General features: G+C 64.5%; 25 protein-coding genes. 7 read left to right on the top strand and 18 right to left on the bottom strand.

Annotated features, from left to right (window positions below):
* Positions 1-26: 26 nt before the first annotated feature.
* Complete coding sequence (locus tag J2X62_RS16015; RefSeq protein ID WP_027496831.1) at positions 27-638, bottom strand: TetR/AcrR family transcriptional regulator; 612 nt, start codon at positions 636-638, stop codon at positions 27-29.
* Positions 639-876: 238 nt separating this feature from the next.
* Here J2X62_RS16015 and J2X62_RS16020 point away from each other — a divergent pair, with 238 nt between their 5' ends.
* Complete coding sequence (locus J2X62_RS16020) at positions 877-1,773, top strand: diacylglycerol kinase (RefSeq protein ID WP_027496830.1); 897 nt, start codon at positions 877-879, stop codon at positions 1,771-1,773.
* 12 nt (positions 1,774-1,785) lie between these two features.
* Here the strand turns inward: J2X62_RS16020 and J2X62_RS16025 are convergent, their stop codons facing one another.
* The 5 genes from J2X62_RS16025 to pgsA form a co-directional block, all read right to left on the bottom strand.
* Complete coding sequence (locus J2X62_RS16025; protein WP_027496829.1) at positions 1,786-1,959, bottom strand: hypothetical protein; 174 nt, start codon at positions 1,957-1,959, stop codon at positions 1,786-1,788.
* 98 nt (positions 1,960-2,057) lie between these two features.
* A complete protein-coding gene (locus tag J2X62_RS16030) occupies positions 2,058-2,927 on the bottom strand; it encodes a phage shock envelope stress response protein PspM (RefSeq protein WP_310181716.1) in 870 nt (289 codons plus the stop codon).
* A 45-nt stretch (positions 2,928-2,972) separates the two neighbouring features.
* Complete coding sequence (locus J2X62_RS16035) at positions 2,973-3,782, bottom strand: PspA/IM30 family protein (protein WP_027496827.1); 810 nt, start codon at positions 3,780-3,782, stop codon at positions 2,973-2,975.
* Positions 3,783-3,926: 144 nt separating this feature from the next.
* Positions 3,927-4,268 carry a helix-turn-helix domain-containing protein gene (locus J2X62_RS16040; protein ID WP_027496826.1) on the bottom strand — a complete coding sequence of 114 codons (342 nt, stop codon included), beginning with the start codon at positions 4,266-4,268 and terminating at the stop codon, positions 3,927-3,929.
* Positions 4,269-4,487: 219 nt separating this feature from the next.
* Positions 4,488-5,081, bottom strand: coding sequence for a CDP-diacylglycerol--glycerol-3-phosphate 3-phosphatidyltransferase (pgsA, locus tag J2X62_RS16045; RefSeq protein ID WP_027496825.1), 594 nt, complete (start codon positions 5,079-5,081; stop codon positions 4,488-4,490).
* Between the two features lie 203 nt (positions 5,082-5,284).
* Here pgsA and J2X62_RS16050 point away from each other — a divergent pair, with 203 nt between their 5' ends.
* Both J2X62_RS16050 and J2X62_RS16055 read left to right on the top strand, forming a co-directional pair.
* Positions 5,285-5,872, top strand: coding sequence for an amino-acid N-acetyltransferase (locus J2X62_RS16050; protein WP_228139205.1), 588 nt, complete (start codon positions 5,285-5,287; stop codon positions 5,870-5,872).
* 41 nt (positions 5,873-5,913) lie between these two features.
* Positions 5,914-6,198 (top strand): YciI family protein, encoded by a 285-nt coding sequence (locus J2X62_RS16055; RefSeq protein WP_027496823.1) that lies wholly within the window; start codon positions 5,914-5,916, stop codon positions 6,196-6,198.
* 86 nt (positions 6,199-6,284) lie between these two features.
* Here J2X62_RS16055 and J2X62_RS16060 read toward each other — a convergent pair whose 3' ends face one another.
* Positions 6,285-8,987: a DNA translocase FtsK gene (locus J2X62_RS16060; RefSeq protein ID WP_310181724.1), complete on the bottom strand. Its 2,703-nt coding sequence runs from the start codon at positions 8,985-8,987 to the stop codon at positions 6,285-6,287.
* Between the two features lie 68 nt (positions 8,988-9,055).
* Positions 9,056-9,679 (bottom strand): TIGR03085 family metal-binding protein, encoded by a 624-nt coding sequence (locus J2X62_RS16065; protein WP_310181726.1) that lies wholly within the window; start codon positions 9,677-9,679, stop codon positions 9,056-9,058.
* A 79-nt stretch (positions 9,680-9,758) separates the two neighbouring features.
* Here J2X62_RS16065 and J2X62_RS16070 point away from each other — a divergent pair, with 79 nt between their 5' ends.
* A complete protein-coding gene (locus J2X62_RS16070; protein WP_032366467.1) occupies positions 9,759-10,538 on the top strand; it encodes a sulfite exporter TauE/SafE family protein in 780 nt (259 codons plus the stop codon).
* A 3-nt stretch (positions 10,539-10,541) separates the two neighbouring features.
* On the opposite strand, the gene J2X62_RS16075 is transcribed toward J2X62_RS16070, so the two are convergent.
* The 3 genes from J2X62_RS16075 to thyX form a co-directional block, all read right to left on the bottom strand.
* Positions 10,542-12,293, bottom strand: coding sequence for a ribonuclease J (locus J2X62_RS16075; RefSeq protein ID WP_032366466.1), 1,752 nt, complete (start codon positions 12,291-12,293; stop codon positions 10,542-10,544).
* 107 nt (positions 12,294-12,400) lie between these two features.
* Positions 12,401-13,309: a 4-hydroxy-tetrahydrodipicolinate synthase gene (gene dapA, locus J2X62_RS16080; RefSeq protein WP_027496818.1), complete on the bottom strand. Its 909-nt coding sequence runs from the start codon at positions 13,307-13,309 to the stop codon at positions 12,401-12,403.
* 99 nt (positions 13,310-13,408) lie between these two features.
* On the bottom strand, positions 13,409-14,188 hold the full coding sequence (gene thyX, locus J2X62_RS16085) for an FAD-dependent thymidylate synthase (protein ID WP_228139203.1): 780 nt from the start codon (positions 14,186-14,188) through the stop codon (positions 13,409-13,411).
* Between the two features lie 126 nt (positions 14,189-14,314).
* Between thyX and J2X62_RS16090 the strand changes: the two genes are divergently transcribed.
* The gene (locus J2X62_RS16090; RefSeq protein ID WP_310181742.1) at positions 14,315-14,791 is read left to right on the top strand and encodes a hypothetical protein; all 477 of its coding nucleotides are present in this window, start codon (positions 14,315-14,317) and stop codon (positions 14,789-14,791) included.
* Positions 14,792-14,821: 30 nt separating this feature from the next.
* On the opposite strand, the gene zwf is transcribed toward J2X62_RS16090, so the two are convergent.
* From zwf to J2X62_RS16105, 3 genes are all read right to left on the bottom strand, one after another.
* Positions 14,822-16,276: a glucose-6-phosphate dehydrogenase gene (gene zwf / locus J2X62_RS16095; protein WP_310181744.1), complete on the bottom strand. Its 1,455-nt coding sequence runs from the start codon at positions 16,274-16,276 to the stop codon at positions 14,822-14,824.
* 48 nt (positions 16,277-16,324) lie between these two features.
* The gene (locus J2X62_RS16100; RefSeq protein ID WP_032383355.1) at positions 16,325-17,533 is read right to left on the bottom strand and encodes a winged helix-turn-helix domain-containing protein; all 1,209 of its coding nucleotides are present in this window, start codon (positions 17,531-17,533) and stop codon (positions 16,325-16,327) included.
* Between the two features lie 148 nt (positions 17,534-17,681).
* Positions 17,682-19,052, bottom strand: coding sequence for an OFA family MFS transporter (locus J2X62_RS16105; RefSeq protein WP_027496813.1), 1,371 nt, complete (start codon positions 19,050-19,052; stop codon positions 17,682-17,684).
* Between the two features lie 137 nt (positions 19,053-19,189).
* On the opposite strand from J2X62_RS16105, the gene J2X62_RS16110 reads away from it, so the two are divergent.
* A complete protein-coding gene (locus J2X62_RS16110) occupies positions 19,190-19,642 on the top strand; it encodes a hypothetical protein (RefSeq protein WP_057474063.1) in 453 nt (150 codons plus the stop codon).
* Positions 19,643-19,698: 56 nt separating this feature from the next.
* Here J2X62_RS16110 and J2X62_RS16115 read toward each other — a convergent pair whose 3' ends face one another.
* Genes J2X62_RS16115 through dapB form a run of 3 tightly spaced genes read right to left on the bottom strand, consistent with a single transcriptional unit; the run spans position 19,699 to position 21,385 of the window.
* On the bottom strand, positions 19,699-20,151 hold the full coding sequence (locus J2X62_RS16115) for a flavodoxin family protein (protein ID WP_032366463.1): 453 nt from the start codon (positions 20,149-20,151) through the stop codon (positions 19,699-19,701).
* A 5-nt stretch (positions 20,152-20,156) separates the two neighbouring features.
* Complete coding sequence (locus J2X62_RS16120; RefSeq protein ID WP_052053358.1) at positions 20,157-20,576, bottom strand: hypothetical protein; 420 nt, start codon at positions 20,574-20,576, stop codon at positions 20,157-20,159.
* 50 nt (positions 20,577-20,626) lie between these two features.
* A complete protein-coding gene (gene dapB / locus J2X62_RS16125; RefSeq protein ID WP_027496797.1) occupies positions 20,627-21,385 on the bottom strand; it encodes a 4-hydroxy-tetrahydrodipicolinate reductase in 759 nt (252 codons plus the stop codon).
* A gap of 93 nt (positions 21,386-21,478) precedes the next feature.
* Here dapB and J2X62_RS16130 point away from each other — a divergent pair, with 93 nt between their 5' ends.
* Positions 21,479-22,267, top strand: coding sequence for an ATP-binding cassette domain-containing protein (locus J2X62_RS16130; protein ID WP_310181750.1), 789 nt, complete (start codon positions 21,479-21,481; stop codon positions 22,265-22,267).
* A 3-nt stretch (positions 22,268-22,270) separates the two neighbouring features.
* On the opposite strand, the gene J2X62_RS16135 is transcribed toward J2X62_RS16130, so the two are convergent.
* On the bottom strand, positions 22,271-23,377 hold the full coding sequence (locus tag J2X62_RS16135) for an alcohol dehydrogenase catalytic domain-containing protein (RefSeq protein WP_057474065.1): 1,107 nt from the start codon (positions 23,375-23,377) through the stop codon (positions 22,271-22,273).
* Positions 23,378-23,516: the final 139 nt, after the last annotated feature.

Genomic DNA, 23,516 nt, shown 5'->3' on the forward strand with positions numbered 1-23,516 from the left:
ATCGTGCCGGGCAGCGGCACCGACGGTCAGGCTTTGTCGGGACGAAGGTAGGCGTCGACGGCGTCCGCCATCTGGCGTACCACCTCGCCACCCGGAACCCGTTCGGACACCATCTCGGCGGACTGGACGGCGGACTGGACCATGAGCAGGACGAGCGTCGCCAGGGTATTCGGATCCCCGTCGCGGATCGACGAATCACGTTGTCCCGCTTCGACAAGACGCGCAACTGCATCGATGATCAACGATTGGCTGGTACCGAGGCGGTGCAGAATGTAGGTCGCGAGCACGTCCGAGTCCGACCGCAGAATCTTGACGAACAGCGGATGCTGCCTTATTCGATCTCCCGCCTGAACCACAGCAACGACGATCTGCTCGCGTCCGGACGCGGTGGCGTCGAAGTCGGGAATCAGGGCAGCGATCTCACGGGTGAGCAGGCTCGACACCACTGCTCGGGTATCGGCCCACCGCCGGTACACCGTGGGCCTGCTGACTTTGGCGCGTCGTGCGATCTCGGCGAGGGTCGTACGCTTGACTCCTCGTTCGAGGATGCACGATCGTGCGGCGTCGAGAACGGTGTCCTCCACCGACTTCTCGGGTGCTGCCTCCGGGGAGGACTCGACCGAGGCGGGAGTCGACACCTGCTGCTCGATCACAGATCACCCTTCGCACAACGGTCGGAAGTAAAGTACTTCACTCGGAAACATTTCGTGTCGTTACTATACCTCACAGTAACAGCGACACCGTGTTGCACAGTGACCGTCGGCCCGTCCGTCCGTATTCTTCGGTGCCATTGTCGGGTGCCGATCACGCCGCCGACCTGCGCAGGAAACCTCGACCCTGGCAAGCTGATCGAGTGACCGACGAATTCGAGCCTGCATGACGCGATCGGTGACCGTTCTGACCAATCCCACGGCCGGCGGTGGTCGAGCAGTCCACGCAGCACGGCGCGCCGTGACGCGTCTGCGCGAGCGTGAACTCGACGTCTCGACCGTCGAGGGCCGAACGGCGGGTGATGCGCTGGAGTTGTTGAAGCGAGCCGTCGGGTGCGGGACGGATGCCGTCGTTGCCGTGGGCGGCGACGGGGTCGTCAATCTCGCGTTACAGGTGATCGCGGGAACCGACACTCCGCTCGGACTGATTCCTGCGGGCACAGGCAACGATTTGGCCCGGACGCTCGGGGTCCCCCTCGACGATCCCACCCGCGCAGCGGATCTCGTGGTCGACGGAGTCGTGACGTCGATAGATCTCGGTAGGGTCGGGACGCGCTGGTTCGGTACGGTCCTGTCGAGCGGCTTCGATTCACTGGTCACCGAGCGCGCCGGCCGCCTGCAGTGGCTTGCCGGCCCGCTGCGGTACAACGCGGCCATGATATTGCAGTTGGCTGCTCTCCGAACACTTTCGTACACAATAGAATTGGATGACGCCGAGCTGCACCTGGATGCCGTTCTCGTCGCCGTCGGAAATGGCAGCAGCTACGGCGGCGGCATGGCCATCTGCCCGACCGCACGAGTGGACGACGGGCTGTTCGCCATCACTGTCGTCCGGGATGTGAGTCGAACGCGATTGCTTGCGCTGTCGCCGACGTTGTATCGGGGTGCCCACGTCGACCTTCCGGAGGTCGAGGTCTACAGCGCCCGGAACGTGACCGTGCACTGCGACGACATGGTGGCGTACGCAGACGGCGAACGCATCGCAGAATTACCCGTCACGATCGAATGCGTGCCGCGTGCGTTGCGAGTGTTCGTCGGAGCGGATTCCCCACTGCGCACGTAACGCGGTCGGCAGTCAGTATTTCAGCGACGAACGGTCGTGACCGGAGGAGATGGCCTTGTACAGCCACACCAGCCCGAAGACGATGGCCCCGGCCACGACCAACCAGAACAAGCCCTTGATGATGCTGCCCAGCAAGGCAAGTGCGATCCAGACGAGAACGATGAATCCGAGAATCTTCCAGAACATGAACGGCTCCTACCGTGTGACGCGCACCGGGTCGTATCGCGTTATGTCGATACTGGCAGCCGATCACGGCGAACACATCGGGGTGAACCCTGATCTTCTCACCGGTGTCGTGACCGGATTTCGTCGAGTTCGGTGAGCGCTTCGGCCCACCCTTGCAGTCGATCGGTGGCAGACAACAATTCTCGGCGATGAGATTCCACCACGTTCTTCGACGTGGACCCGGCCGGTCCGGTCATCCGTGCTGCAGCGGCGACGAGATCCTCGTACTGATCCACTCCGGCAGCGAGATCGCTTGCCGCAGCCTCGATTCCGGGCCGCAGATGCGTGCGTGTCGACGAGCTTGCCGCTCCCGCACGTTCGAGGGCCGCAATATCGACGGCAACACCTTCCAAGCCCCTCACCGCATCCGAGGCAACGCCGATCATCTCTTCGACGTCCTCGGCGGCGATGGTGCCCGATCGCGCCAGAATTCCGAGCAGCTCGAACAGACTCTGCTCTGCGCCTGCCAAACGTGACATCGGCTCGAAGGCGGCAGATCCACGCTGCGGTAACGAACGCCTGCCGGGCAGTCCCACCGGAACCGGTTGACCTCGCAGTCGCCGCAAACGACCGAAGGCGAACACAGCAGGAACGGCCAACAGCGCGGCAGAACCACCACCGACGAACAGAGTCCATTCCGGAGCCGACAAGGCTGCGATCCCCGCAGTACTCACCGCAGTGGTCGTCGACGCGGCCCCGAACCTGATACTTCGCCGGCGAGCCCGTCGAATCTTCTTCAGGTGCTTGGCACGTGGATCCTTACGACGGCCGGCGGCATCGAGCAGTGAGGTTCCTGCGGCCCGCGCTGTCTCGGCCAGAGACCGGACCACCGCTCCGGATTCGGCAACGGCGGCTGTCACCGTCTCCCTGTCCAGCGAAACGGCCGGCCGCTTACGCGACCGGCCGGGTTCGTGATTCTTGTTGCTCATGCGTCGGAACTACTGTCTACTCGAACGAACTTCGCGTTCGGTCGATCACGCCTGTGCCGGCGGCTCGGGCGTTGCGTCCGGGGCCTTGGCGATCGACGGCTTGGCGGCGGAATTACCCGTGGGCAGGGAGTCACCGGCCATGGAGGCACGGATCTGCTCGAGCCGACTGTGACCGGCCATCTGCACAGATGCCTGCTGAACCTCGAGCATGCGTCCGGACACGGAGTTCTGAGCGAGCTCGGCGGAACCGAGCGCGTCTGCGTAGCGACGCTCGATCTTGTCGCGTACCGCATCGAGACTCGGGGTGTTTCCCGGTGCCGACAACGTGCTGTCCATCGAGCGCAGCGATTCGCTGACCTTCTCCTGCATCTTCGCCTGCTCGAGCTGGCTGAGCAGTTTGGTGCGCTCGGCGACCTTCGACTGCAGGGCCATCGCGTTCTGCTCGACGGCTTTCTTGGCCTGTGTGGCAGCCTGCAGAGACTGGTCGTGCAGAACCTTGAGGTCCTCGACGCTCTGCTCGGCAGTCACGAGCTGAGCCGCGAACGCCTCGGCCGCGTTGGTGTACTGCGTGGCCTTCTCGACGTCACCTGCAGTGGCGGCCTGATCGGCCAGCGTCACGGCCTGACGAGCGTTGGCGTTGAGCTTCTCGACCTCGTCCAGCTGCCTGCTGAGCTTCATTTCGAGCTGACGCTGATTGCCGATGACGGACGCCGCCTGCTGCGACAGCGCCTGGTGCTGCCGCTGCGCGTCTTCGATCGCCTGCTGAATCTGAACCTTGGGGTCGGCCTTCTCGTCGATCTTGGAATTGAAGAGCGCCATCATGTATTTCCAGGCCTTGACGAAAGGATTAGCCATGGGGTGGTCCTGCCTCCATCTGTTGCGCCGCGGTGGCCGCGTACGGGTCGGCTGCTGTCGCAGTGACCGAAATGAACCTGTCAGTGCAGTGATGTTCGGGTGATTCGGTGGGGCCGGCAGCCGACTTCGGCTACTCGTTCGATCTTAGGCGGCGGCGAGAGCTCTGGCAGCAGGTGCCGGAATCACGACTCGTGTATCTCCGTCGATGCGGGTGGCCACAGCCGATTCCTCGGCACGGACAGCAGCGGTGGATGCATCCGACAGCGTGATACTCACGTCGCTCATCACGTCGGAGAGAGGAACGGCGAGAGCATCGCAGATCGCTGCGAGCAGTTCGCTCGACGCTTCCTTGCGACCACGCTCCACCTCGGAGAGGTAGCCGAGGCTCACGCGCGCGGTGTTCGAGACTTCACGCAGGGTGCGGCTCTGTGCGACGCGAGTACGCCGCAAACTGTCGCCGAGTGCTTCACGCAATAGCAGCGCCATCTCGCTCCTCCTCGTTGGTGCTGTTGCCGACGACTGTGCCGTCGAGACGACCACGTTCGTATCGTTCGTTCGGAGCCGTCGTAGGGTCAACGTCCCAGCCGGCCCGATTGGTTCCCGACCCTATATGCCCGTCGCCTCCGACACGTGCCGAAGGGGCTCCGACACGGCTGTCAGAACTGTAACTTCCCGCATCGCCTCGTGGACGCCCGTCGAATGCACTCACACCGAGGACACACCCCGGCGCAACCGAATCGCCTGAACCACGTAGTCCAGGCCGGTGTACACGGTCAGCAGAACCGCCAGAGCCATCAGCGCCACCGCCACTGGATCGACTGCGCTGGGCAGCGGACACAGATACACGCCGATCGCGAATGTCTGGACCAGTGTCTTGACCTTGCCGCCACGACCGGCCGGAATGACTCCGTGACGAATGACGGCGAACCGGACAGCGGTGATGCCTATTTCGCGTACCCCGATGATCGCCGTCACCCACCAGGACAGATCGCCCAACATCGACAGTCCGACGAGGGCAGCGCCGATCAGCGCCTTGTCGGCGATGGGGTCGGCCATCTTCCCGAAATCGGTGACGAGTCCGTACTTGCGGGCGAGTTGGCCGTCGATCCGGTCGGTGATGGCCGCTGCGGCGAAGATCGCCGTCGCCGCCAACCGCCACGAGGTGTCGTGACCGTCTCCGACGAAGAGTGCCGCAAGAAAGACCGGAACCAGAGCGATGCGCAGCACGGTCAACACATTGGCGATGTTGAGCAGCGGGACGGCGTCCGATCCGCCCGGAGCAGCGTTGCCGTGCGGCAGCCCCGCACTGGGCGAGGCACCGCCGGGCGGAACACCGTGGCCCGGCGCTGTCGGGCCGGTCACGAAGCCGCTTCTCGGCCGCGGACCGGGCCTTCGATGGTGTGTCGGCGTTCGGGCAGCACCGACCCGTCGAGACGGGGACACTGCTCGCTGAACGACACACGGAAAGTTTATCGGTTGCATCGGTGACTACTGTTCACCACATGACTTCTGGGCCGAATCGGGCGAGTCGCGACACTGCCGATCCCGAATCCGACGAGTATTCCGACACCGTGGACGGCACGTCCATCGGCGACGCCACCCTGGTCGTGCGTCGAGCCCGAACCTCCGACATTCCCGAGATCAAGCGGCTGATCGACATCTACGCGGGCCGAATCCTGCTCGAGAAGAACCTGGTGACGCTGTACGAGGCAGTGCAGGAGTTCTGGATTGCCGAGCGCGCAGGCGAAGTCATCGGATGCGGAGCTCTGCACGTGCTCTGGGCAGACCTGGGTGAGGTACGCACGGTGGCAGTCGACCCCGCAGCCAAGGGGCACGGAGCCGGCCACCTGATCGTCGCCAAACTCATCGAGGTGGCACGCGAGCTGGCGCTGCAGAAGGTGTTCGTGCTGACCTTCGAAGTGGATTTCTTCGCCCGGCACGGCTTCTCCGAAATCGAGGGAACGCCCGTCACTGCCGAGGTGTACGCGGAGATGTGCCGGTCCTACGACACCGGCGTCGCAGAGTTTCTCGACCTGAGCTACGTCAAGCCGAACACATTGGGCAACACGCGCATGCTGCTCTCGCTCTGACAGAATTCTCCGGACACCCCTCGAATCCGGAAGTGAGCTCCATGCCCCTGATCGCCGTCACCTACACGTACTCCCCCACGACCACCGAGGGCCGCGACACCCATCGCGCCGCACACCGGGCGTGGCTGGCCGACTTGTTGGAGAAGAAGACGCTCGTCTCCAGTGGCCCGTTCGCCGACGACAGCGGCGCTCTGCTGCTCGTGGACGGCCCGGACGCCGCATCCGTGGAATCACTGTTCGCCCAGGATCCCTTCGCGGTCGAGAACCTCATCGAGTCGGCAGACTTCCACGAATGGACACCGGTGATGGGCGCGTTCACGGCCTGAGTCTGCTCGCCCACCCGTTCTGCGTGAATGGACCATTGCACCGCCCAGACGGCTGCAATGGTCCATTCACGCAGGTGTAGAGCCCGTCAGAACTCCTCGGACGCCGGCTGCTCGTCCGGGTCCCCGCCCTTGATGGACCACAGCAATCCGTCGAGTTCGTCGGGCTTGACGAGTACTTCGCGGGCTTTCGAGCCCTCGCTCGGACCCACGACGCCGCGGTTCTCCATGAGGTCCATCAGTCGTCCTGCCTTGGCGAATCCGACCCGTAGCTTGCGCTGCAGCATCGACGTGGAACCGAACTGGCTGGTGACGACGAGTTCGACGGCCTGCAGCAGCACGTCGAGGTCGTCACCGATGTCGGGGTCGACGTCCTTCTTGTCCGAGACCTTCGCGGCGGTGACGGTGTCGTTGTACTCGGGCTCGGCCTGATTCTTTGCGAAGTCGACGACGGCCGAGATTTCCTCGTCCGTGATGAACGCACCCTGCAGACGCGTCGGCTTGCCCGCACCCATCGGCAGGAACAGCGCGTCGCCCATGCCGATCAATTTTTCGGCTCCGGGCTGATCGAGGATGACTCGCGAGTCGGTCAACGACGACGTGGCGAACGCCAGACGTGAGGGCACGTTCGTCTTGATCAGACCGGTGACGACGTCGACGGACGGACGCTGCGTGGCGAGCACCAGGTGGATACCTGCGGCGCGCGCCTTCTGGGTGATGCGCACGATCGCTTCCTCGACGTCGCGAGGAGCAGTCATCATCAGGTCGGCAAGCTCGTCGACGATGGCCAGGATGTAGGGGTACGGCCGGTAGACGCGCTCGCTGCCCAACGGTGCGGTGATCTCGCCGGACCGCACCTTCTTGTTGAAGTCGTCGATGTGCCGGACCTTGTTGATCTGCATGTCCTGGTAGCGCTGCTCCATCTCCTCGACGAGCCAGGCCAGGGCCGCGGCAGCCTTCTTCGGCTGCGTGATGATCGGCGTGATGAGGTGCGGGATGCCCTCGTACGGCGTCAACTCGACCATCTTCGGGTCGATCAGAATCATCCGGACCTCGTCGGGTGTCGCCCGTGCCAGCAGCGACACGAGCATCGAGTTCACGAAGCTCGATTTACCCGAACCGGTGGATCCCGCCACCAGCAGGTGCGGCATCTTCGCCAGGTTGGCACTGACGAAATCGCCTTCGATGTCCTTGCCGAGGCCGATCACCAGAGGGTGGTGATCCTTGCGGGTCGACGGGGCGGTCAGCACATCGGCGAGGCGGACCATCTCGCGATCCGAGTTCGGCACCTCGATACCGACGGCGGACTTGCCGGGGATCGGGGCGAGCAATCGCACGTTGTCGGTCGCGACCGCGTAGGCGATGTTGCGAGCCAGCGCAGTGATCTTCTCGACCTTGACGCCCGGTCCGAGCTCCACCTCGTAGCGGGTGACCGTCGGTCCGCGGGTGAATCCGGTGACCGCAGCGTCGATCTTGAACTGCTCGAGTACCTCGGAGATGGCCTCGATCATCGCGTCGTTCGCCTGGCTGCGCGTCTTGGGCGGATCACCGTCGATGAGCAGCGACAACGACGGCAGCGTGTAGTCGCCGTCGACGACGCGATCGACGACGCGATCGACGACGATCTTGTCGTCGTCGGCAGCCGGCTTGGGTTCGGCGGCCTTGACGATCGGCTTGGGCTTCGGCCGCGGGGGCGCGGCAGGCTCGGGCACCGGGACCGGTGCGGCCGCGGCAGGCGTCATGACCTCGGTGGGGGCCTCCGGTGCCGGTGCAGGGGTCTTGCGAGCGCGTGATGGCTTGACGACCGGGATGTACTCCTCGGTCGGGTAGTTGTCGTACGGGTCGGTGGTGCCGTGCACCGGGTATCCGTCGGCGTCGAAGTTCGAGTCGTAGTCGCCGTAGCCCTCGTCGCCGAATTCCGAACCGAAATCGGCCGGGTCGTACTCGTCGTATTCGTCGCCTCGACTGTCGGTACCGAACAGTGCCCGCATCCGGTCCGGTACGTCTCGTACCGTGGTGCCGGTGAGCAGCAGCACGCCGAACAGGCCGGCGAGCAGCAGCAACGGTACGGCGAGCCACACCGTCAGGCCGTCGGCGATGGGTCCTCCCGCAACGTAGCCGACGAAGCCCGCTCCTTCGGACCGGCCGGTGGCGTCGGTCGGTGACCCCGCCGCCATGTGCCACAGCCCGAGAACGGGCAAGCCCAGCAGTATCGAGCCCAGGACAAGGCGTGGTCTGACCTCGGGGCGAGGCTCGGAACGCATCAGCACGACGGCGATCGCGACCCCCAGCACGGGTGCGACGTAGCCGGCGTCGCCGATGACGGCACGGATCCCTACCTCGATCCACTCACCGACCGGGCCGCCGGCACTGAACCAGACGCTTGCGGCGACGACGACGCTGACGGCGATGAGCCCGAGGGCGATTCCGTCACGTCGGTGACCGTGCTCGATGTCCGCGGCCTTACTGACGGTGCGTGTGGTGGCACCGACACCTCGTGCCGCCATCGACCACGTGGACGCGATTCCGCGACCGATCGCGTCGAGCGCACCGCGGGACTTCTTCTTCGTGGGGGGCCGCCGCGACGCAGCACCTCTCGCAGGTGCCTTACCGCGAGACGATGCGCTTGCCCGCGTGGTCGCCGGGTTGCGGGGCGCGGTGGGCTTCTTCGGTGTCGTGACGGTTCGAGCCGTGCGTCCGGTACCGGACTTACGAGAGGTACCGGACGCGCGCGAGGAGCCGGATCCGCTGGATCCGGCCCTGGCGGTGGAGGTGCTGGTCTTTCCTGCCATGCCCCCAGGCTAGTCGCAACAGCCCCGTCGAAACCATCCGCAACACCAGTAACAACGACGGATGTGCGTCAGAAACTCAGGTCGAGCGCCTTCACGGCGGCGACATCGTTCGCAGAACCTTCGTACACGACCTCTACCTGGTCCCGACCGAACGCATAGAGAAGGAGTTCGGAGGGTTCCCCCACCACCGTCACACCCGGGCCCGAGCCACCCTTGAAGGTGGCCTGTCGGCCGTCCGGGGTGCGGACATGCACCGGAACCGGTGCCGAGCGGTGCCCTGCTCGTCCGATCAACCGTACCTGGGGCCACAGTCGGGATTCGACCGCGCTGGGCAGAACCCGTCGGGTCCACTTCCCTTCCGCGCGGCGCAGATCCTCGTGATGCACGAACATCTCACCGAGGTTGATCAGCGGATCCAGCAGGGCGAACGGCGACCACATCGGCGGCCCGGTGCGAACGTCCTCGACCACCGCCGCGAATGGTCGCTTCGCGACGGAACGCTGCACCCGCTCCGTGTATCCGGACAACGGACCGAGAAAGATACCCGGCGACGCATCGAGCCGCCGTTCGCGAACGACGAGGTGCGCGGCCAGATCGGCAGCAGTCCACTCACCACACAGTGTCGGCGCATCGGGACCGACGTCGAGAAGGGTCCGAACAAGTTGGGAACGTTCATCCTGGGCAAGGCTCACGTACTCCAGGCTACGGCTACACCGAAGGAGCGGCATCCTGCCGGGAGCCCTACTCCTTCGTCTGGGTAACCTCCCAACAGTGCCGGTATCGGAAATTCTCGTCATCCTGCTCGCCGGCCTCGGGGCCGGCGCAATTAACGCCGTCGTCGGTTCGGGCACGTTGATCACGTTCCCCACCCTGGTCGCGTTCGGCTATCCCCCGGTGGTCGCCACGATGTCCAACGCCATCGGACTGGTGGCGGGAAGCGTCTCGGGCACCTGGGGGTATCGCCGGGAACTTCGCGGGCAATGGCACCGACTGCGTTGGCAGCTTCCCGCCTCTTTCTTCGGCGCACTCGGTGGCGCATGGCTGCTGTTGCATCTGCCCGAAAAAGTATTCGCCTCTGTCGTTCCGGTGTTGCTCATCGGTGCGTTGATTCTCGTTGTCGCACAACCGAAGATCCAGGCCTGGGCCAAACGTCGATCCGAGGCGGCCGGCAAGGCGGCCGGCCACATCGGCCGCGGCCGCATGGCGCTGGTCACCGTCGGCACTCTGCTGGTCGGAATCTACGGCGGCTATTTCACTGCAGCACAAGGAATCCTGCTCATCGGAGTGATGGGCGCACTGCTCCCCGAATCCATGCAGCGCATGAACGCTGCCAAGAACTTGCTCTCGCTGGTGGTGAATGTCGTTGCAGCAGTTGCTTTCACGATTTTTCGATTCGACGACATCAGCTGGCAGGCCGCCGGTCTGATCGCGGTCGGCTCCCTCATCGGCGGAGCGGTGGGAGCACGCTACGGCCGCCGGCTGTCGCCGGCGGCCCTGCGCGGTGCCATCGTCGTCCTCGGCCTCATCGGCCTGTGGCGACTGCTCGTCTGAACTCTAGGACTGCGGTTGCGGCTTGACCGCGATGATCGTCGGAACGATCATCGGTTTACGCCGATACTTGTCCGCTACCCATCGGCCCACGACGCGGCGGACGGCCTGAGCGATCCGGTGGGTATCGGACACTCCGTCCGAGGCCAGCCGCTGCAGCTCGGCCTCCACGAGCTGGCCGGCCTCTTTCAGGGCCGCCGGGTCGTCGGAGAAGCCGCGACCGGACACCTCGGGTGCGGTCACTGCACGGCCGGTGGCCGAATCGACGGCAACGCTGATCGCGATGAAGCCGCCCTCGCCGAGCACCAGACGATCCGACAGCGTCGAATCTCCGACATCGCCGACCGACAAGCCGTCGACGTAGACGTGACCGACCGGGACCTGCCCGACGATCTCGGCGAGCCCGTCGACCATGTCGACAACGACGCCGTCCTCGGCGAGCACGATCCGGTCCTCGGATACACCGGTCGCCTTTGCCAGAGCAGCATTGGCCCGCAGGTGACGCCACTCGCCGTGTACCGGCATGGCGTTGGTCGGCCGCACTGCGTTGTAGAGGTACAGCAATTCGCCTGCCGATGCGTGACCCGAGACGTGCACCTTCGCGTTCTGCTGCGTCACGACGGTCGCGCCACGCTTGGCGAGGCCGTTGACCACCGCGAACACGGAGTTCTCGTTGCCCGGGATCAGCGACGACGCCAGCACCACGAGATCGTTGGCCTTGACGTTGATCTGACGGTGCTCGCCGCGAGCCATCCTGGACAGCGCCGACAACGGCTCGCCCTGCGAACCGGTGGAGATGAGTACCAACCGGTCGTCGGGAAGCGTTGCGGCGGTATCGACATTGACCTCGAGGCCGTCGGGCACCCGCAGGTAGCCGAGATCCTGGGCAATCTGCATGTTGCGCACCATGGAACGACCGACGAATGCCACTCGGCGGTTGTACCGCTCGGCCACGTCGATGACCTGCTGGATGCGGTGCACGTGACTGGCGAACGACGCGACGATGACCCGCTGCTTCGCCTTGCCGATGACGGTGTCGAGCACTCCGCCGATCTCCCGTTCCGGCGTGACGAATCCGGGCACCTCGGCATTGGTGGAGTCGACCAGGAAGAGGTCCACGCCCTCGTCACCGAGCCGTGAGAAACCGGCCAGGTCGGTCAGACGACCGTCGAGCGGCAGCTGATCGAGCTTGATGTCTCCGGTGTGCAGCACCAGACCGGCGTCGGTTCTGATGGCGATCGCGAGGGCGTCGGGAATGGAGTGGTTGACGGCGAAGTATTCGCAGTCGAACGGTCCGTGCTGTGTGTGTTGACCCTCGATCACCTCGACGAGATTCGGCCGCAGCCGGTGCTCACGACACTTGGCCGCGACCAGCGCGAGGGTGAACTTCGATCCGACGACGGGCAGGTCGGGACGCAGTCGAAGCAAGAACGGGACTGCGCCGATGTGGTCCTCGTGACCGTGCGTCAGTACCACCGCCTCGACGTCGGCCATGCGGTTCTCGATGTGCCTGAAGTCGGGCAGGATGAGGTCGACGCCCGGCTGCTGGTCCTCGGGGAACAGGACGCCACAGTCGATGATCAGCATCTTGCCCTGATGCTCGAAGACGGTCATGTTGCGACCGATTTCGCCGATTCCGCCGAGCGCGACCACTCGTAGGCCCTTGAACGGAGCCTTCGGCGGTGTGCCGAGACGCTCGGTCGGGTCGAACTCACGACGCTTGTCGGGACGCTGCGTCCGAGCGGAATTCTGCACCATCGGCTTGCCCTGGCGGGCACCCGAAGGTTGGCCCTGCTTGGCAGCGGGACGCTCGGACGGCGGTCCGGCGTTTCGGGTTGCGCGTCCGCGCGATCTGTTAGGTCGTGTCATACAAGAACTCCTGCCGCCCGCAGCTCGGCTGCGAGCAATTCGATGTGATCGATGCTCGGTGGCACCTGGGGAAGTCGTGGTTCGCCGACATCGAGTCCGATGAGGCGCAGTCCTGCCTTCGATGCGCTGACGCCGCCGAGGCGCGCCACCGAACGGATGACCGGGATGAGGCTGACGTTGATCGCTTGGGCTCGGGCGATGTCGCCCATCATGAATGCGGTGTGGAGTTCGCGCAGACGGGCCGGAACGAGGTGCCCGATGACGCTGACGAACCCGGTGGCACCGACCGAGAGCCAGGGCAGGTTCAGCGGGTCGTCTCCCGAGTAGAACTGCAGACCGGTCGACGCGATCAGCTCGGCACCGGCGTTGAGATCGCCCTTCGCATCCTTGACGGCAAGAATGCGGGGGTGCTCGGCGAGCCGACGCAGCGTTTCGGTCTCGATGGGGACGACCGATCGAGGCGGAATGTCGTAGAGCATCACTGGCAGATCGGTGGCGTTGGCGACCGCAGTGAAGTGGGCGTAGAGGCCCGCCTGCGGTGGCCTGGAGTAGTACGGGGTGACCACGAGCAGGCCGTGCGCACCGGCGCGAGCGGCATCACGGGCCAGTTCGACGCTGTGTGCGGTGTCGTTGCTCCCGGCCCCGGCGATGATCCGAGCCCGATGTCCGACAGCCGCGATCACGGCGCGCAACAGCTCGAGCTTCTCGTTCTCGGTGGTGGTGGGCGACTCACCCGTCGTCCCGGCCAGCACCAGCCCGTCGTTTCCCTGTTCGACGAGATGATGCGCGAGCCGAACGCCTGCGTCGATATCCAACTTCCCGTCGGCCGTGAACGGGGTCACCATTGCGGTGAGCACCGTACCGAACACAGGCGCAACGGAAGGAGCGGCGTCACCGTAGGTCATGGCAGCAGATTACCCGGTGCTTTACCCACTCCTACGCAGCGGGACTCCCCGCTGACACCGGTGGTCCGCGCCGGTCCGTTCGAGCCTCGAACGCGATTCCTAGACCTCGGTGACGAAGGGGCTGCGTGCGACTTCCGTTCCGTCCGGCTGGGTCGTGATCTCGAAGTCGCCGAACACGTCGGGTGCCACGTCCACGAGCTTACGCAGACATTCGACGGCGACGCGGCGAATTTCGACGTCCGCGTGCTCCGAGGCCCGCATCGACACGAAATGCCGCCAAGCGCGATAGTTCCCGCTCACCACCACGCGTGTCTCGGTCGCGTTCGGCAGAACCGATCTCGCGGCCTGCCGCGCCTGCTTGCCCCGCAACGCAGCATTGGTGACCGACTCCAGTTTGCCGTCCAGGGCAGCGAGCAACTCGCTGTACGCGGCCCGACTCGCCTCCGTCGCCGATGCGAACAGGGCCTCGAGCTCGGGATCGCCCTCCACGGCCGGCGGAAGCACCACGTTGGCATCGTGTTCGGGTACGAAGCGCTGCGACAGCTGCGAGTACGAGAAATGTCGATGCCGAATCAACTCGTGTGTGCACGACCGGGAGATACCGGTGATGTAGAAGCTCACGCTCGCGTGCTCGAGCACCGACAGGTGTCCGACGTCGAGCAGATGACGCAGATACGACGCATTGGTCGCAGTGCGAGGGTTCGGTTTCGACCAACTCTGGTAACACGCTCTGCCTGCGAATTCCACCAACGCCTGCCCACCGTCCGCGTCGGTCTCCCACGGGATGTCGGCGGGTGGAACGAACTCGGTTCGGGCCACCAACTGCACGTTCAGCGCGACTGTTCGAGGCGCAGCTCGACCTCTGATTTCTGACGACACCGCCCAACCCTAAACGGCGACGACCGCACCCTGCCGCGCACGACGCCACCGCTGATGCCTTCGTGACGTCGACCTGACATCACCCGACGCCTTGACTGACGCCATCCACGACGTCACACTGGCGTCATGGAACTGAGCCAGTACACCGACACGCTGCGCACCGATTTGATGGCCGCGGCGGCGTTGGGCGATGAACACACCCGGCAGACAGCCGAGGCCCTCGGCAAGACCGCGGAAGCGTCGGCGCGGTTGATGCTGCTGACCGCCCTGTCGGACTTCGCGGCCGAGGTGTCGAACGCACTGGGCGATCGAACCGTGGTCGTCCGCCTGGACGGTGGACAGGCACACGCAGACGTTCGACGGAACGATTCGACATCGGACCACGACGGCGAGCCCAAAGAGCCTGTTGCCGAGGAGTATCCGACCATGGACGACGTCTCGGGCGAGGTACGACGCGTCACGCTCCGACTCGTCGAGCAGATCAAGGAACGAGCCGAGGACGCAGCGAACAACAGCGGGGTGTCCCTGAACTCGTGGCTCTCCCAAGCAGTTCAGGGCGCGCTACGAGATCAGATGCGCAAGGACCGCGGTTGGAACAACTGAGGGCTCACTCCCCTGTTTGTTTTCGCGCCTCTACTTCTTCTCTCTCCACTGTCGCTCGAACGGCAGCCGCCAGGCATGCGGCGCGATGAGTTGATGAATTGCGTTGGGGCCCCACGACCCCGGTGAGTACAGGCGCACCGGCGGTGGATCGGCAAGCAACGGCTCCGATACCTGCCACAGTCGTTCGATACCCTCCGCCGTCGTGAACAGCGTGTGGTCGCCGTACATGGCGTCGAGAATCAACCGCTCGTAGGCCTCGAGCACGTCGCCGGCGCGTTCGGTTTCGTGTGTGGCGAACTGCATGCTCAGTTTGTCCAGCCGCATCCCGGGCCCGGGCCGCTTGCCGTAGAACGACAGCGACACCTTGGATGCGTCCGCCAGGTCGAAGGTGAGGTGGTCGGGACCTTGCGCTCCGACGCCCGAGCCGGCAGGGAACATGCTCTTGGGTGGCTCTCGGAACGCTATCGAAATGATGCGGTGGCCTTCGGCGAGACGTTTCCCGCTACGGAGGTAGAACGGCACACCGGCCCAGCGCCAGTTGTCTATTTCGCATTTCAGTGCCACGAATGTATCGGTGTCGGAATCGGGGGCGACACCTTCCTCCGAGCGGTAGCCCGTATATTGTCCGCGCACAACATTTTTCGGGTCCAGCGGGACCATCGATCGAAACACCTTGTTCTTCTCTTCACCGATCGCACGCGGTTCGAGTGCCGTCGGCGGTTCCATCGCCATGAACGCGAGCACCTGGAACAGGTGAGTGACGACCATGTCCTTGTACGCACCGGTGGACTCGTAGAACCCGGCCCGACCGTCGAGGGCGAGCTCCTCCGGGATGTCGATCTGAACGTGATCGATGAAGTTGCGGTTCCAGATCGGCTCGAACAGCCCGTTGGCGAAACGGAACGCCAGGATGTTCTGCGCCGGTTCCTTGCCGAGGAAGTGATCGATTCGATAGATCTGTTCTTCGTCGAAGGTCTCGTGCAGGCGAGCGTTCAGGTCGATTGCGCTCTGCAGATCGGTTCCGAACGGCTTCTCCATGATGATGCGCGATCGCTTGACCAGGTCTGCGGAGGCGAGCGTATCCACAACGGCCAGTGCAGCTCTCGGCGGAACCGACAGGTAGTGCAACCGCCTGGCGTTGCCTCCGAGTTCGATCTCGGCCTCGGCTACCGCGGCACCCAGCGCCGCCGGCCCGGCTTTCTGCGAGACGTACGTCAGCCGCGACGCGAACTGCCGCCACTGTTCGTCGCCGACTTTGCGGCTGGAGTACGCATTGATCGATTCGCGAGCGAGGGCGCGAAATTCGTCGGTGGACATCTCCTCGAGCGAGGTACCCACCACGCGGATGTTCGGTGCCAGCTCGGACAGCGCCAAGTGCATCATCCCGGAGAGCAATTTCCGTTTGGCGAGATCTCCGGTCGCCCCGAACAGGACGACGACCTGGGGTGGGAGTTCGGTGTCGATGCCTGTCGGAAAAGTGGTCATGCTCGAAAATACTGGCATCGATCCGTACCGAGCGCACGCCGGATCATGTCATCGCAGCGCAGCGACGAGATCACCTCGGGTACCCACCACCACGCGTTCGAGTTCGAGCCACTCCGCCATCTCGTGCAGGACGTCGCGCAACCGGGGTGCGATGTCGCGTGGATCGCGGTCGCCTTCGACGTACGCCGCTATGACGTGTAGTTCCGAGTTCGCCCGTACGGCCTTGAGATCGACGCGTGCCACGAGATGGCCGTCCAGCAGGAAGGGAAATACGTAGTACCCGTGAATTCGCTTGTGCTGCGGGGTGTATATCTCGATGCGATAGTGGAAATCGAAGATTCTCTCCACACGCGGCCGATAGAAGATCATCGGATCGAACGGGCACAACAGGGTTGCGACGGTGGCAGTCCTCGGTGTTCTGGCGTCGCGGTGCACATAGGCCGGCGCGTTCCACCCTCGGACGGACACCTGCTCCAGGACGCCGTCTTCCACGAGGTCGGCAATTGCGGCCTTGGACTGCTTCTGGGAGAGCCGATAGTAGTCTCGCAGATCCGGCTCGGTGCCGATTCCCAGTGCACGAGAGGACTTTTCGATCAGGGCCCGCACTGCATCCGCTTCGTCGACCTGCCTGCGGAGAACAGCGTCGGGGAGCACCCGTTCGCTGAGCTCGTACTGCCGAACGAACCCGGACCGTGCCGGCACGCTGACCACTCCAGCAGCGAAGAGTTGCTCGCAGACCACCTTGACGTCGCTTCGATCCCACCAGGGACCCTTGCGCCCAGGCTTCTCGACGTCGAGATGCTTCTCGATCTCACCCGCACTGGCCGCGCCGTGCTCTGCGATCACAGCGAGAACATCGTCCACCAGTGTGGGTTCACGATCGAGAATGCGGGCGGCTCCACCCCATCGACCGTGTCGGTACAACTCCATGCGCCACCGCATCAGCGGCCAGTCCTCCACCGGGAGCAACGCTGCCTCGTGCGCCCAGTATTCGACCAACCGCCTCGGGCGTCGAGTGGTGTCGGTCCATGCGGCGTCGTCGAGGATTTTTCTGTCGTAGGCACCGACGCGACTGAACACCGGCGCGTAGTGCGCGCGCACCACCACCGACACCGAATCGATCTGCAACAACCCGGTGGTGTCGATGGCTCCGTGCACCGCGCTCTTGCTCGCCGGCCGCGTGCGCGATCGGGTCGACGCCAGTCCTTGGGCGGCCAAGGCGGTGCGGCGCGCCATGGCAGCGCTCATGTCTCGCATCTGGCCACCCTGTCACGCTCCACCGACACGGTGGTTCAGGTGCTGAAGAGATTCTTGGCCTTGAGGATCAGCTCGTACAGTCCGTAGGCGAACGGCACGGACACCCAGAGCCATGCGATCACCATCGTTCCTTGCATTCGCGCGGTGGTCATGCCTTGGCTCCTGTCGAGGTCGTCGAATCGGCGGCGTCGGCCGAATCGGATTCATGGAATTTCGACGCCACCGGTTTGATGGCTTCGTTGGCCAGGAACCCGACGACCAACAATCCGATCATCACGTAGAAGGCCGGGAGGTACCGGCCGGTGGTTCCCGCCTCGCCGGCGTCGGCGATGGCGTTGACGATCAGTGGTCCCAGAACACCTGCCACCGACCATGCGGTGAGCAGTCGCCCGTGGATTGCGCCCACCTGGTACGTACCGAAGAGGTCCTTGAGATAGGCCGGAACGGTTGCGAATCCCGCGCCGTAGAACGACAGGATCAACAGCGCCGACACCATGAAGAGGATCTTGTTCGTGTTCGTGAACAGGGCGATGTACAGGTACAGGAGCGCGCCGACACCGAGGTACAGACGATAGATGTTCTTGCGACCCACCACGTCCGAGACCGAGGACCAGACGAAGCGACCGATCATGTTGGTCAGAGACAGGAACGCGACGAAACCAGCGGCCGCCGCGGCCAACGATTCTGGGGAGGTGGCGTCCGGAAAGAAGTCTTGGTAGATCCCGGAGCCGCGTTCGAGGATGCCGATGCCGGCAGTGACGTTGAAGCACAACACCACCCACAGGAGCCAGAACTGCGGAGTCTTGACGGCGTTGGCCGCGGAGACGTTGTGGGTCGAGATCATCGCCGACGCCGCGGGAGGCGTCCAGCCTTTCGGTGTCCACCCCTCGGCCGGGACTCTGATCAGCACGACTCCCAGCGCCATGAACACCGCGTACCCGACGCCGAGGGTGAGGAACGTCTTGGCGATCGAACCATCGGTGAAGCCGCCGAAGTTCACCATCAGTTGGCTGGTGAGAGGTGACGCGATCAGGGCGCCGCCGCCGAAGCCCATGATGGCGATACCGGTCGCCATTCCCGGCCGGTCCGGGAACCACTTCATCAGCGTCGACACGGGCGAGATATATCCGATTCCGAGGCCGATACCGCCGATGAAGCCGTATCCGAAGATCACCAGCCAGAACTGGCCGAGTGCCATGCCGAGTGCGGAAATGAGCAGTCCCGATACGAAGAAGACAAGTGAGACGGCCATCGCCCACCGCGGGCCGTTCTTCTCCACTCTGGTGCCGAAGATCGCGGCCGACAGGCCGAGCATGACGATGGCGAGCTGAAACGGTATGGCGGTGACCGTTCCGCTGAGCCCCAGGGCGTCGGGCTGTGAGATGGCGTTCTTGAAGACGCTCCAGGCGTACGCAGATCCGATCGCCAGGTGTATCGAGAGGGCTGCCGGGGGTATCAGCCAGCGACTCCACTCGGGCGTAGCAACGATTCTGGAGCGGTCGAGAATGGGGAGGGTCATCGAAATCCCTTGATATGGAGAGCGGTACAAATGCCGACTGTCCCCTGCAGTCAAACACGAGCACGACCCTGCCTGCTCACAATCGGACATAGTTTCTTCACCGAACTCACTACATCGAGCCGCGTATCCTCGCGTGAGTGGATGTCGAGCGGTGGCGTAGCAGATTGCCGGTGAAACGAGCCTCGGACGGCGAGGTGATCGGATGGACCGTCGCACACAGCGCGGGTGAATCGGCCCCGTACGACGAACACGACGAGGGATACCTGGTCGATGCCGTCAATCCGGTGGGTATCACTGTTGCGCTGGGTGTGTCGCTGGAGGACGCGATTGCCGCCCTGGAGGAACGCGGACTGGCTTCCCTGTCGTTGCCGCACTGGACGAAAGCCCCACTGCCGTTGCAGCCCGAGACCGATCTGCTGACACCGCAGGACGATTGGCAGTGGCGCCGGGTGTTGATGACTCAGCTCGACGACAACCGTGTCTGGATCAGACCCGCGTACCCGAGTTGGCCGGAACGACTTCTGGAAATTCCGTTGTCGATCCCAGCCGACGACGTGCTGCGATCCCACTCCCCTGTCGAGTCGGACTGAGTCGGTACTCGCGCGGCCGCAGCGTGCCGAGACGTACACGCCGACTCGGGCCGCAGTCAGTCGGACAGACCGGCCGCGATCGTCCCGCCGAGTTCGTAGCAGCGCTCCCGCGACTCCTTGCCGCTGTCCACCAGGTGAGCGGTCTCGGCAACCTTGTCCAATCCCCAACCCGCTGCAATACTTTCGATTGCCCGCCCGGCACCAGCGGTGTCACTGTTTCCGTACACCCACGCACCGTAGGGCTTTCCGGATACCGCATCGAGACTCGGGTAGTAGACGGTGTCGAAGAAGTGTTTCAGGGCACCGCTCATGTAACCGAAGTTCGCCGGGGTACCGAAGAGAAAGCCATCGGCGGCAAGCACATCCGGGACTGTCGCGCCGAGCGCAGGCACACTGCGCACGTCCACACCGCTGATCTCCGGGTCACGGGCTCCGGCGAGGACCGATTCGAGCAGTTCCCGCATCGGCGGGCTCGGTGTGTGGTGAACGATCAGCAGAGTGCGCGCCATGTCCGTCAGCTCTCGGCACGTTCCAGTGCCACAGCACGTTTCATGGTCTCGCGAGCTCGCCCGCGATCACCCGCGTAATCGTAGGCCCGCGCCAGCCGATACGAATTTCGCCAGTTGTCGGGATCTTTTTCCCATTCGGCCTTGACCTGCTGGAAGAGTTCGTCGGCTGCGTCTCGTTCGATGCGCCCCGACGGCCTCCTCGGCAGATCGTCGACGTCGAGTTCGAGGCCTTCCTCTCGGATGCGCGACGCCAGCCGCTGATGGTCGAATCCTGCTTTGAGCGTCGCCCACACGATCCACAACCCGACGATCGGCAGCAGGATGACCCCGATCCCCAGGGCAGTACTGGCCACCCCGCCGTTCTGGATCAACGTCACTCCGCGCTGTCCGAGCAGGAAGAAGTAGAAGCCGAGGATCAACACCATCACTGCAATGATGGCGACGACTTTGGTCGCTTTGTTCACTGTCGATCAGCTCACAGATCCAGAAGCGGATCGAGGCCGACGGTCAGCCCCGGCCGGGCAGCGATCTCTCGGACTCCGAGCAGTACACCGGGCGCAAAGGACGTCCGGTCCAGCGAGTCGTGTCGGATGCTCAGCGTCTCGCCCTGTGTCCCCAGCAGAACCTCTTGGTGCGCAACGAGGCCCGCCAGTCTGATGGAGTGCACGCGCACTCCGTCCACGTCGGCTCCGCGAGCACCGTCGAGCTCCGTCGTCGTCGCATCGGGACTCTTCGGGGTGCCCGCTGCCGCCCGCGCTTCGGCGATCAGCGCGGCGGTACGGTACGCGGTCCCCGAGGGTGCATCGGCCTTATTCGGGTGATGCAGCTCGATCACCTCGACGGAATCGAAGAATCGGGCTGCCTGCTGAGCGAAGCGCATCGACAGCACCGCTCCGATGGCGAAGTTCGGTGCAATCAACACACCCGTCTGTGGGGATCCGGCCAACCACTCACGAACCTGCTCGAGCCGCTGCTCGTCGAAACCCGTCGTGCCGACGACAGCATGGATGCCGTGCTCGACCAAGAACTGCAGGTTGTCCATGACCACATCGGGATGGGTGAAATCCACGACCACCTGCGCACCGCTGTCGACGAAGTTCGCCAGCGGATCGCCCTGGTCGACAGTTGCCACGAGCTCCAGATCGCCGGCTGCGTCGACTGCGGCGCAGATCGCCTGACCGACCTTGCCGCGTGACCCCAGTACCCCTACTCGAACAGGTGCCGTTGCACTCACGTCGTTCCCACACTCGTTTCGTCGTCGTCTTGTCGTCCTACCGAAGACCGAGCCTACTTCCAGGCCCCCGACACCGGCAGCTACGGTCGGTCGGTGAAGTCCAGCGTTCTGTTCGCCGACCGCGTCGATCTCGTCCGTGGCGGCCGATATCTCCTCAGCGATGCGACCGTGCGGGTCGACGAGGGCGAGCACTGGGTGTTGCTCGGTGCCAACGGTGCCGGCAAGAGCACCCTGCTCAGCTTGCTGGGAGCCGTCGTCCATCCCACGCGGGGCGCGGTGCACGTACTGGGCCACCGCCTGGGCCGAGTGGACATGCGCGAATTACGCACGCACATCGGACACGTCGATCCTCGTCTGAAGATCGAGGCCCCGCTCACTCTGCTCCAGGTCGTCCTGACAGGACTGACCAACACGCCCGATCTGATCCCGAGATGGTCGGCCACCGAGGACCAGGTCGCTCGCGCCCACCGGCTCGTCGAGTCGCTGGGAGTTGCCCACCGCGTGGACGCGTCGTGGCACACCCTCTCCCAGGGCGAGCGGGGCCGGGCACTGATCGCTCGCGCACTGCTGCCCGATCCGGCGCTGCTGCTACTCGACGAACCCGCCACCGGTCTCGATCTCGCTGCCCGCGAACAACTCCTGACGGCGCTGGACTCGCTGCGTGCCGAACATCCCGGGCTCGCCAGCATCCTGGTCACCCACCATCTCGAGGAAATCCCGACCTCGACCACCCACGCGTTGCTGATCCGTGACGGTCGCGTGCACGCTCAGGGGCCTGTCGACACGGTGCTGACCACGGACAACATCAGCACGTGCTTCGACCATCCGATCGACATCTCTCAACGTCGCGGGCGGTGGGTGGCCACCGCGGCCCACCGCTGACGGTCAGTCGAAAACGATGACCTGACGGATGGCGTTGCCGTCGGCCAATTCGTCCATGCCGCGGTTGATCTCGTCCAACGTGATGCGCGAGGAGATCAGCTTCTCGACGGGCAGTCGACCCTCGCGCCACATCTGGGCGTAGGTCGGAATGTCGCGCGCCGGGACGGCCGAGCCGAGGTAACTGCCGATGATCGTGCGCGCCTCGGCTACCAGACCGAGAGGTGAGATCGACGAACGGGCGTCGGGAGCAGGCAGGCCCACGGTGATCGTCTTTCCACCGGGAGCCGTTGCCGCGACTGCAGTTTCGAATGCACGGGCGTTGCCCGCTGCCTCGATGACGATGTCCGCCTTGATCCCCTTCTCAGCGAGATCTGCAGGTGAATAGACCTGTGTTGCACCCAGATCGGTTGCGGCGACGAGCTTGTCGGGGACGCCGTCGACACCGATGACCTCACCCGCACCGATCGATACCGCGGTCAGTACGGCCGCCATGCCCACTCCGCCGAGGCCGACCACCATCACCGACTGCCCCGGCTTCGGAGTTCCGGCGTTGAGGACAGCGCCGCCGCCGGTGAGCACTGCACAACCGAGGACCGCTGCGATGTCGGCTGGGATGTCGTCGTCGACCGGTACCACCGACTTTCTACTGACCACTGCGTGTGTGGCGAAGCCGGAGACTCCGAGGTGATGCTTGATCTCGGCACCGTCGCGGTGCAATTTGATGTCTCCGCCGAGCAACGTGCCCGCATTGTTCGACGCGCTTCCCACGACGCAGGGCATCTGGCCGTCGGTGGCGCACCCCGCGCAGTCACCGCAGCGCGGCAGGAACGTCATGACCACACGGGTTCCGACTGCTATGTCGTCGACGCCCGCGCCGACTTCCTCGACGCGGCCCGCGGCCTCGTGGCCGAGCAGCATCGGTACCGGACGAACGCGATTACCGTCGACCACCGACAGATCCGAGTGGCACAGTCCGGCGGCTTCGATCCGGACGAGCAGTTCCCCGTCACCCGGTGAGCCCAGTTCGAGATCGGAGACGGTGATGGGTTGCGAGTCCGCGAAGGGACGAGATCGGCCGATTTCTTCGAGTACTGCGCCGCGAATCTTCATCCCGCCAGACTATGCGGCTGCGCCGCATGTGCGTGGAACTTCGTGGCGGATTCGAGCGGTGGTTGCAACGTGCCTGATCATTAGGGATGTTTGCGATGGTTCACCCGGGTTTCTCACATCAGGTTCGGATGACGTTCTG

It is taken from the genome of Rhodococcus sp. 3258 (assembly GCF_031456475.1).
In the GTDB taxonomy this organism is placed as follows: Bacteria; Actinomycetota; Actinomycetes; order Mycobacteriales; family Mycobacteriaceae; genus Rhodococcoides; species Rhodococcoides fascians.

Excerpts from the sequence above, each read along its gene's own strand:
- J2X62_RS16020 (WP_027496830.1), top strand. The coding sequence starts at position 877 with ATGACGCGATCGGTGACCGTTCTGACCAATCCCACGGCCGGCGGTGGT.
- J2X62_RS16025 (WP_027496829.1), bottom strand. The coding sequence starts at position 1,959 with ATGTTCTGGAAGATTCTCGGATTCATCGTTCTCGTCTGGATCGCACTT.
- J2X62_RS16030 (WP_310181716.1), bottom strand. The coding sequence starts at position 2,927 with ATGAGCAACAAGAATCACGAACCCGGCCGGTCGCGTAAGCGGCCGGCC.
- J2X62_RS16035 (WP_027496827.1), bottom strand. The coding sequence starts at position 3,782 with ATGGCTAATCCTTTCGTCAAGGCCTGGAAATACATGATGGCGCTCTTC.
- J2X62_RS16040 (WP_027496826.1), bottom strand. The coding sequence starts at position 4,268 with ATGGCGCTGCTATTGCGTGAAGCACTCGGCGACAGTTTGCGGCGTACT.
- J2X62_RS16050 (WP_228139205.1), top strand. The coding sequence starts at position 5,285 with ATGACTTCTGGGCCGAATCGGGCGAGTCGCGACACTGCCGATCCCGAA.
- J2X62_RS16055 (WP_027496823.1), top strand. The coding sequence starts at position 5,914 with ATGCCCCTGATCGCCGTCACCTACACGTACTCCCCCACGACCACCGAG.
- J2X62_RS16060 (WP_310181724.1), bottom strand. The coding sequence starts at position 8,987 with ATGGCAGGAAAGACCAGCACCTCCACCGCCAGGGCCGGATCCAGCGGA.
- J2X62_RS16075 (WP_032366466.1), bottom strand. The coding sequence starts at position 12,293 with ATGGTGCAGAATTCCGCTCGGACGCAGCGTCCCGACAAGCGTCGTGAG.
- dapA (WP_027496818.1), bottom strand. The coding sequence starts at position 13,309 with ATGACCTACGGTGACGCCGCTCCTTCCGTTGCGCCTGTGTTCGGTACG.
- J2X62_RS16090 (WP_310181742.1), top strand. The coding sequence starts at position 14,315 with ATGGAACTGAGCCAGTACACCGACACGCTGCGCACCGATTTGATGGCC.
- zwf (WP_310181744.1), bottom strand. The coding sequence starts at position 16,276 with ATGACCACTTTTCCGACAGGCATCGACACCGAACTCCCACCCCAGGTC.
- J2X62_RS16100 (WP_032383355.1), bottom strand. The coding sequence starts at position 17,533 with ATGCGAGACATGAGCGCTGCCATGGCGCGCCGCACCGCCTTGGCCGCC.
- J2X62_RS16105 (WP_027496813.1), bottom strand. The coding sequence starts at position 19,052 with ATGACCCTCCCCATTCTCGACCGCTCCAGAATCGTTGCTACGCCCGAG.
- J2X62_RS16115 (WP_032366463.1), bottom strand. The coding sequence starts at position 20,151 with ATGGCGCGCACTCTGCTGATCGTTCACCACACACCGAGCCCGCCGATG.
- J2X62_RS16120 (WP_052053358.1), bottom strand. The coding sequence starts at position 20,576 with ATGGTGTTGATCCTCGGCTTCTACTTCTTCCTGCTCGGACAGCGCGGA.
- J2X62_RS16135 (WP_057474065.1), bottom strand. The coding sequence starts at position 23,377 with ATGAAGATTCGCGGCGCAGTACTCGAAGAAATCGGCCGATCTCGTCCC.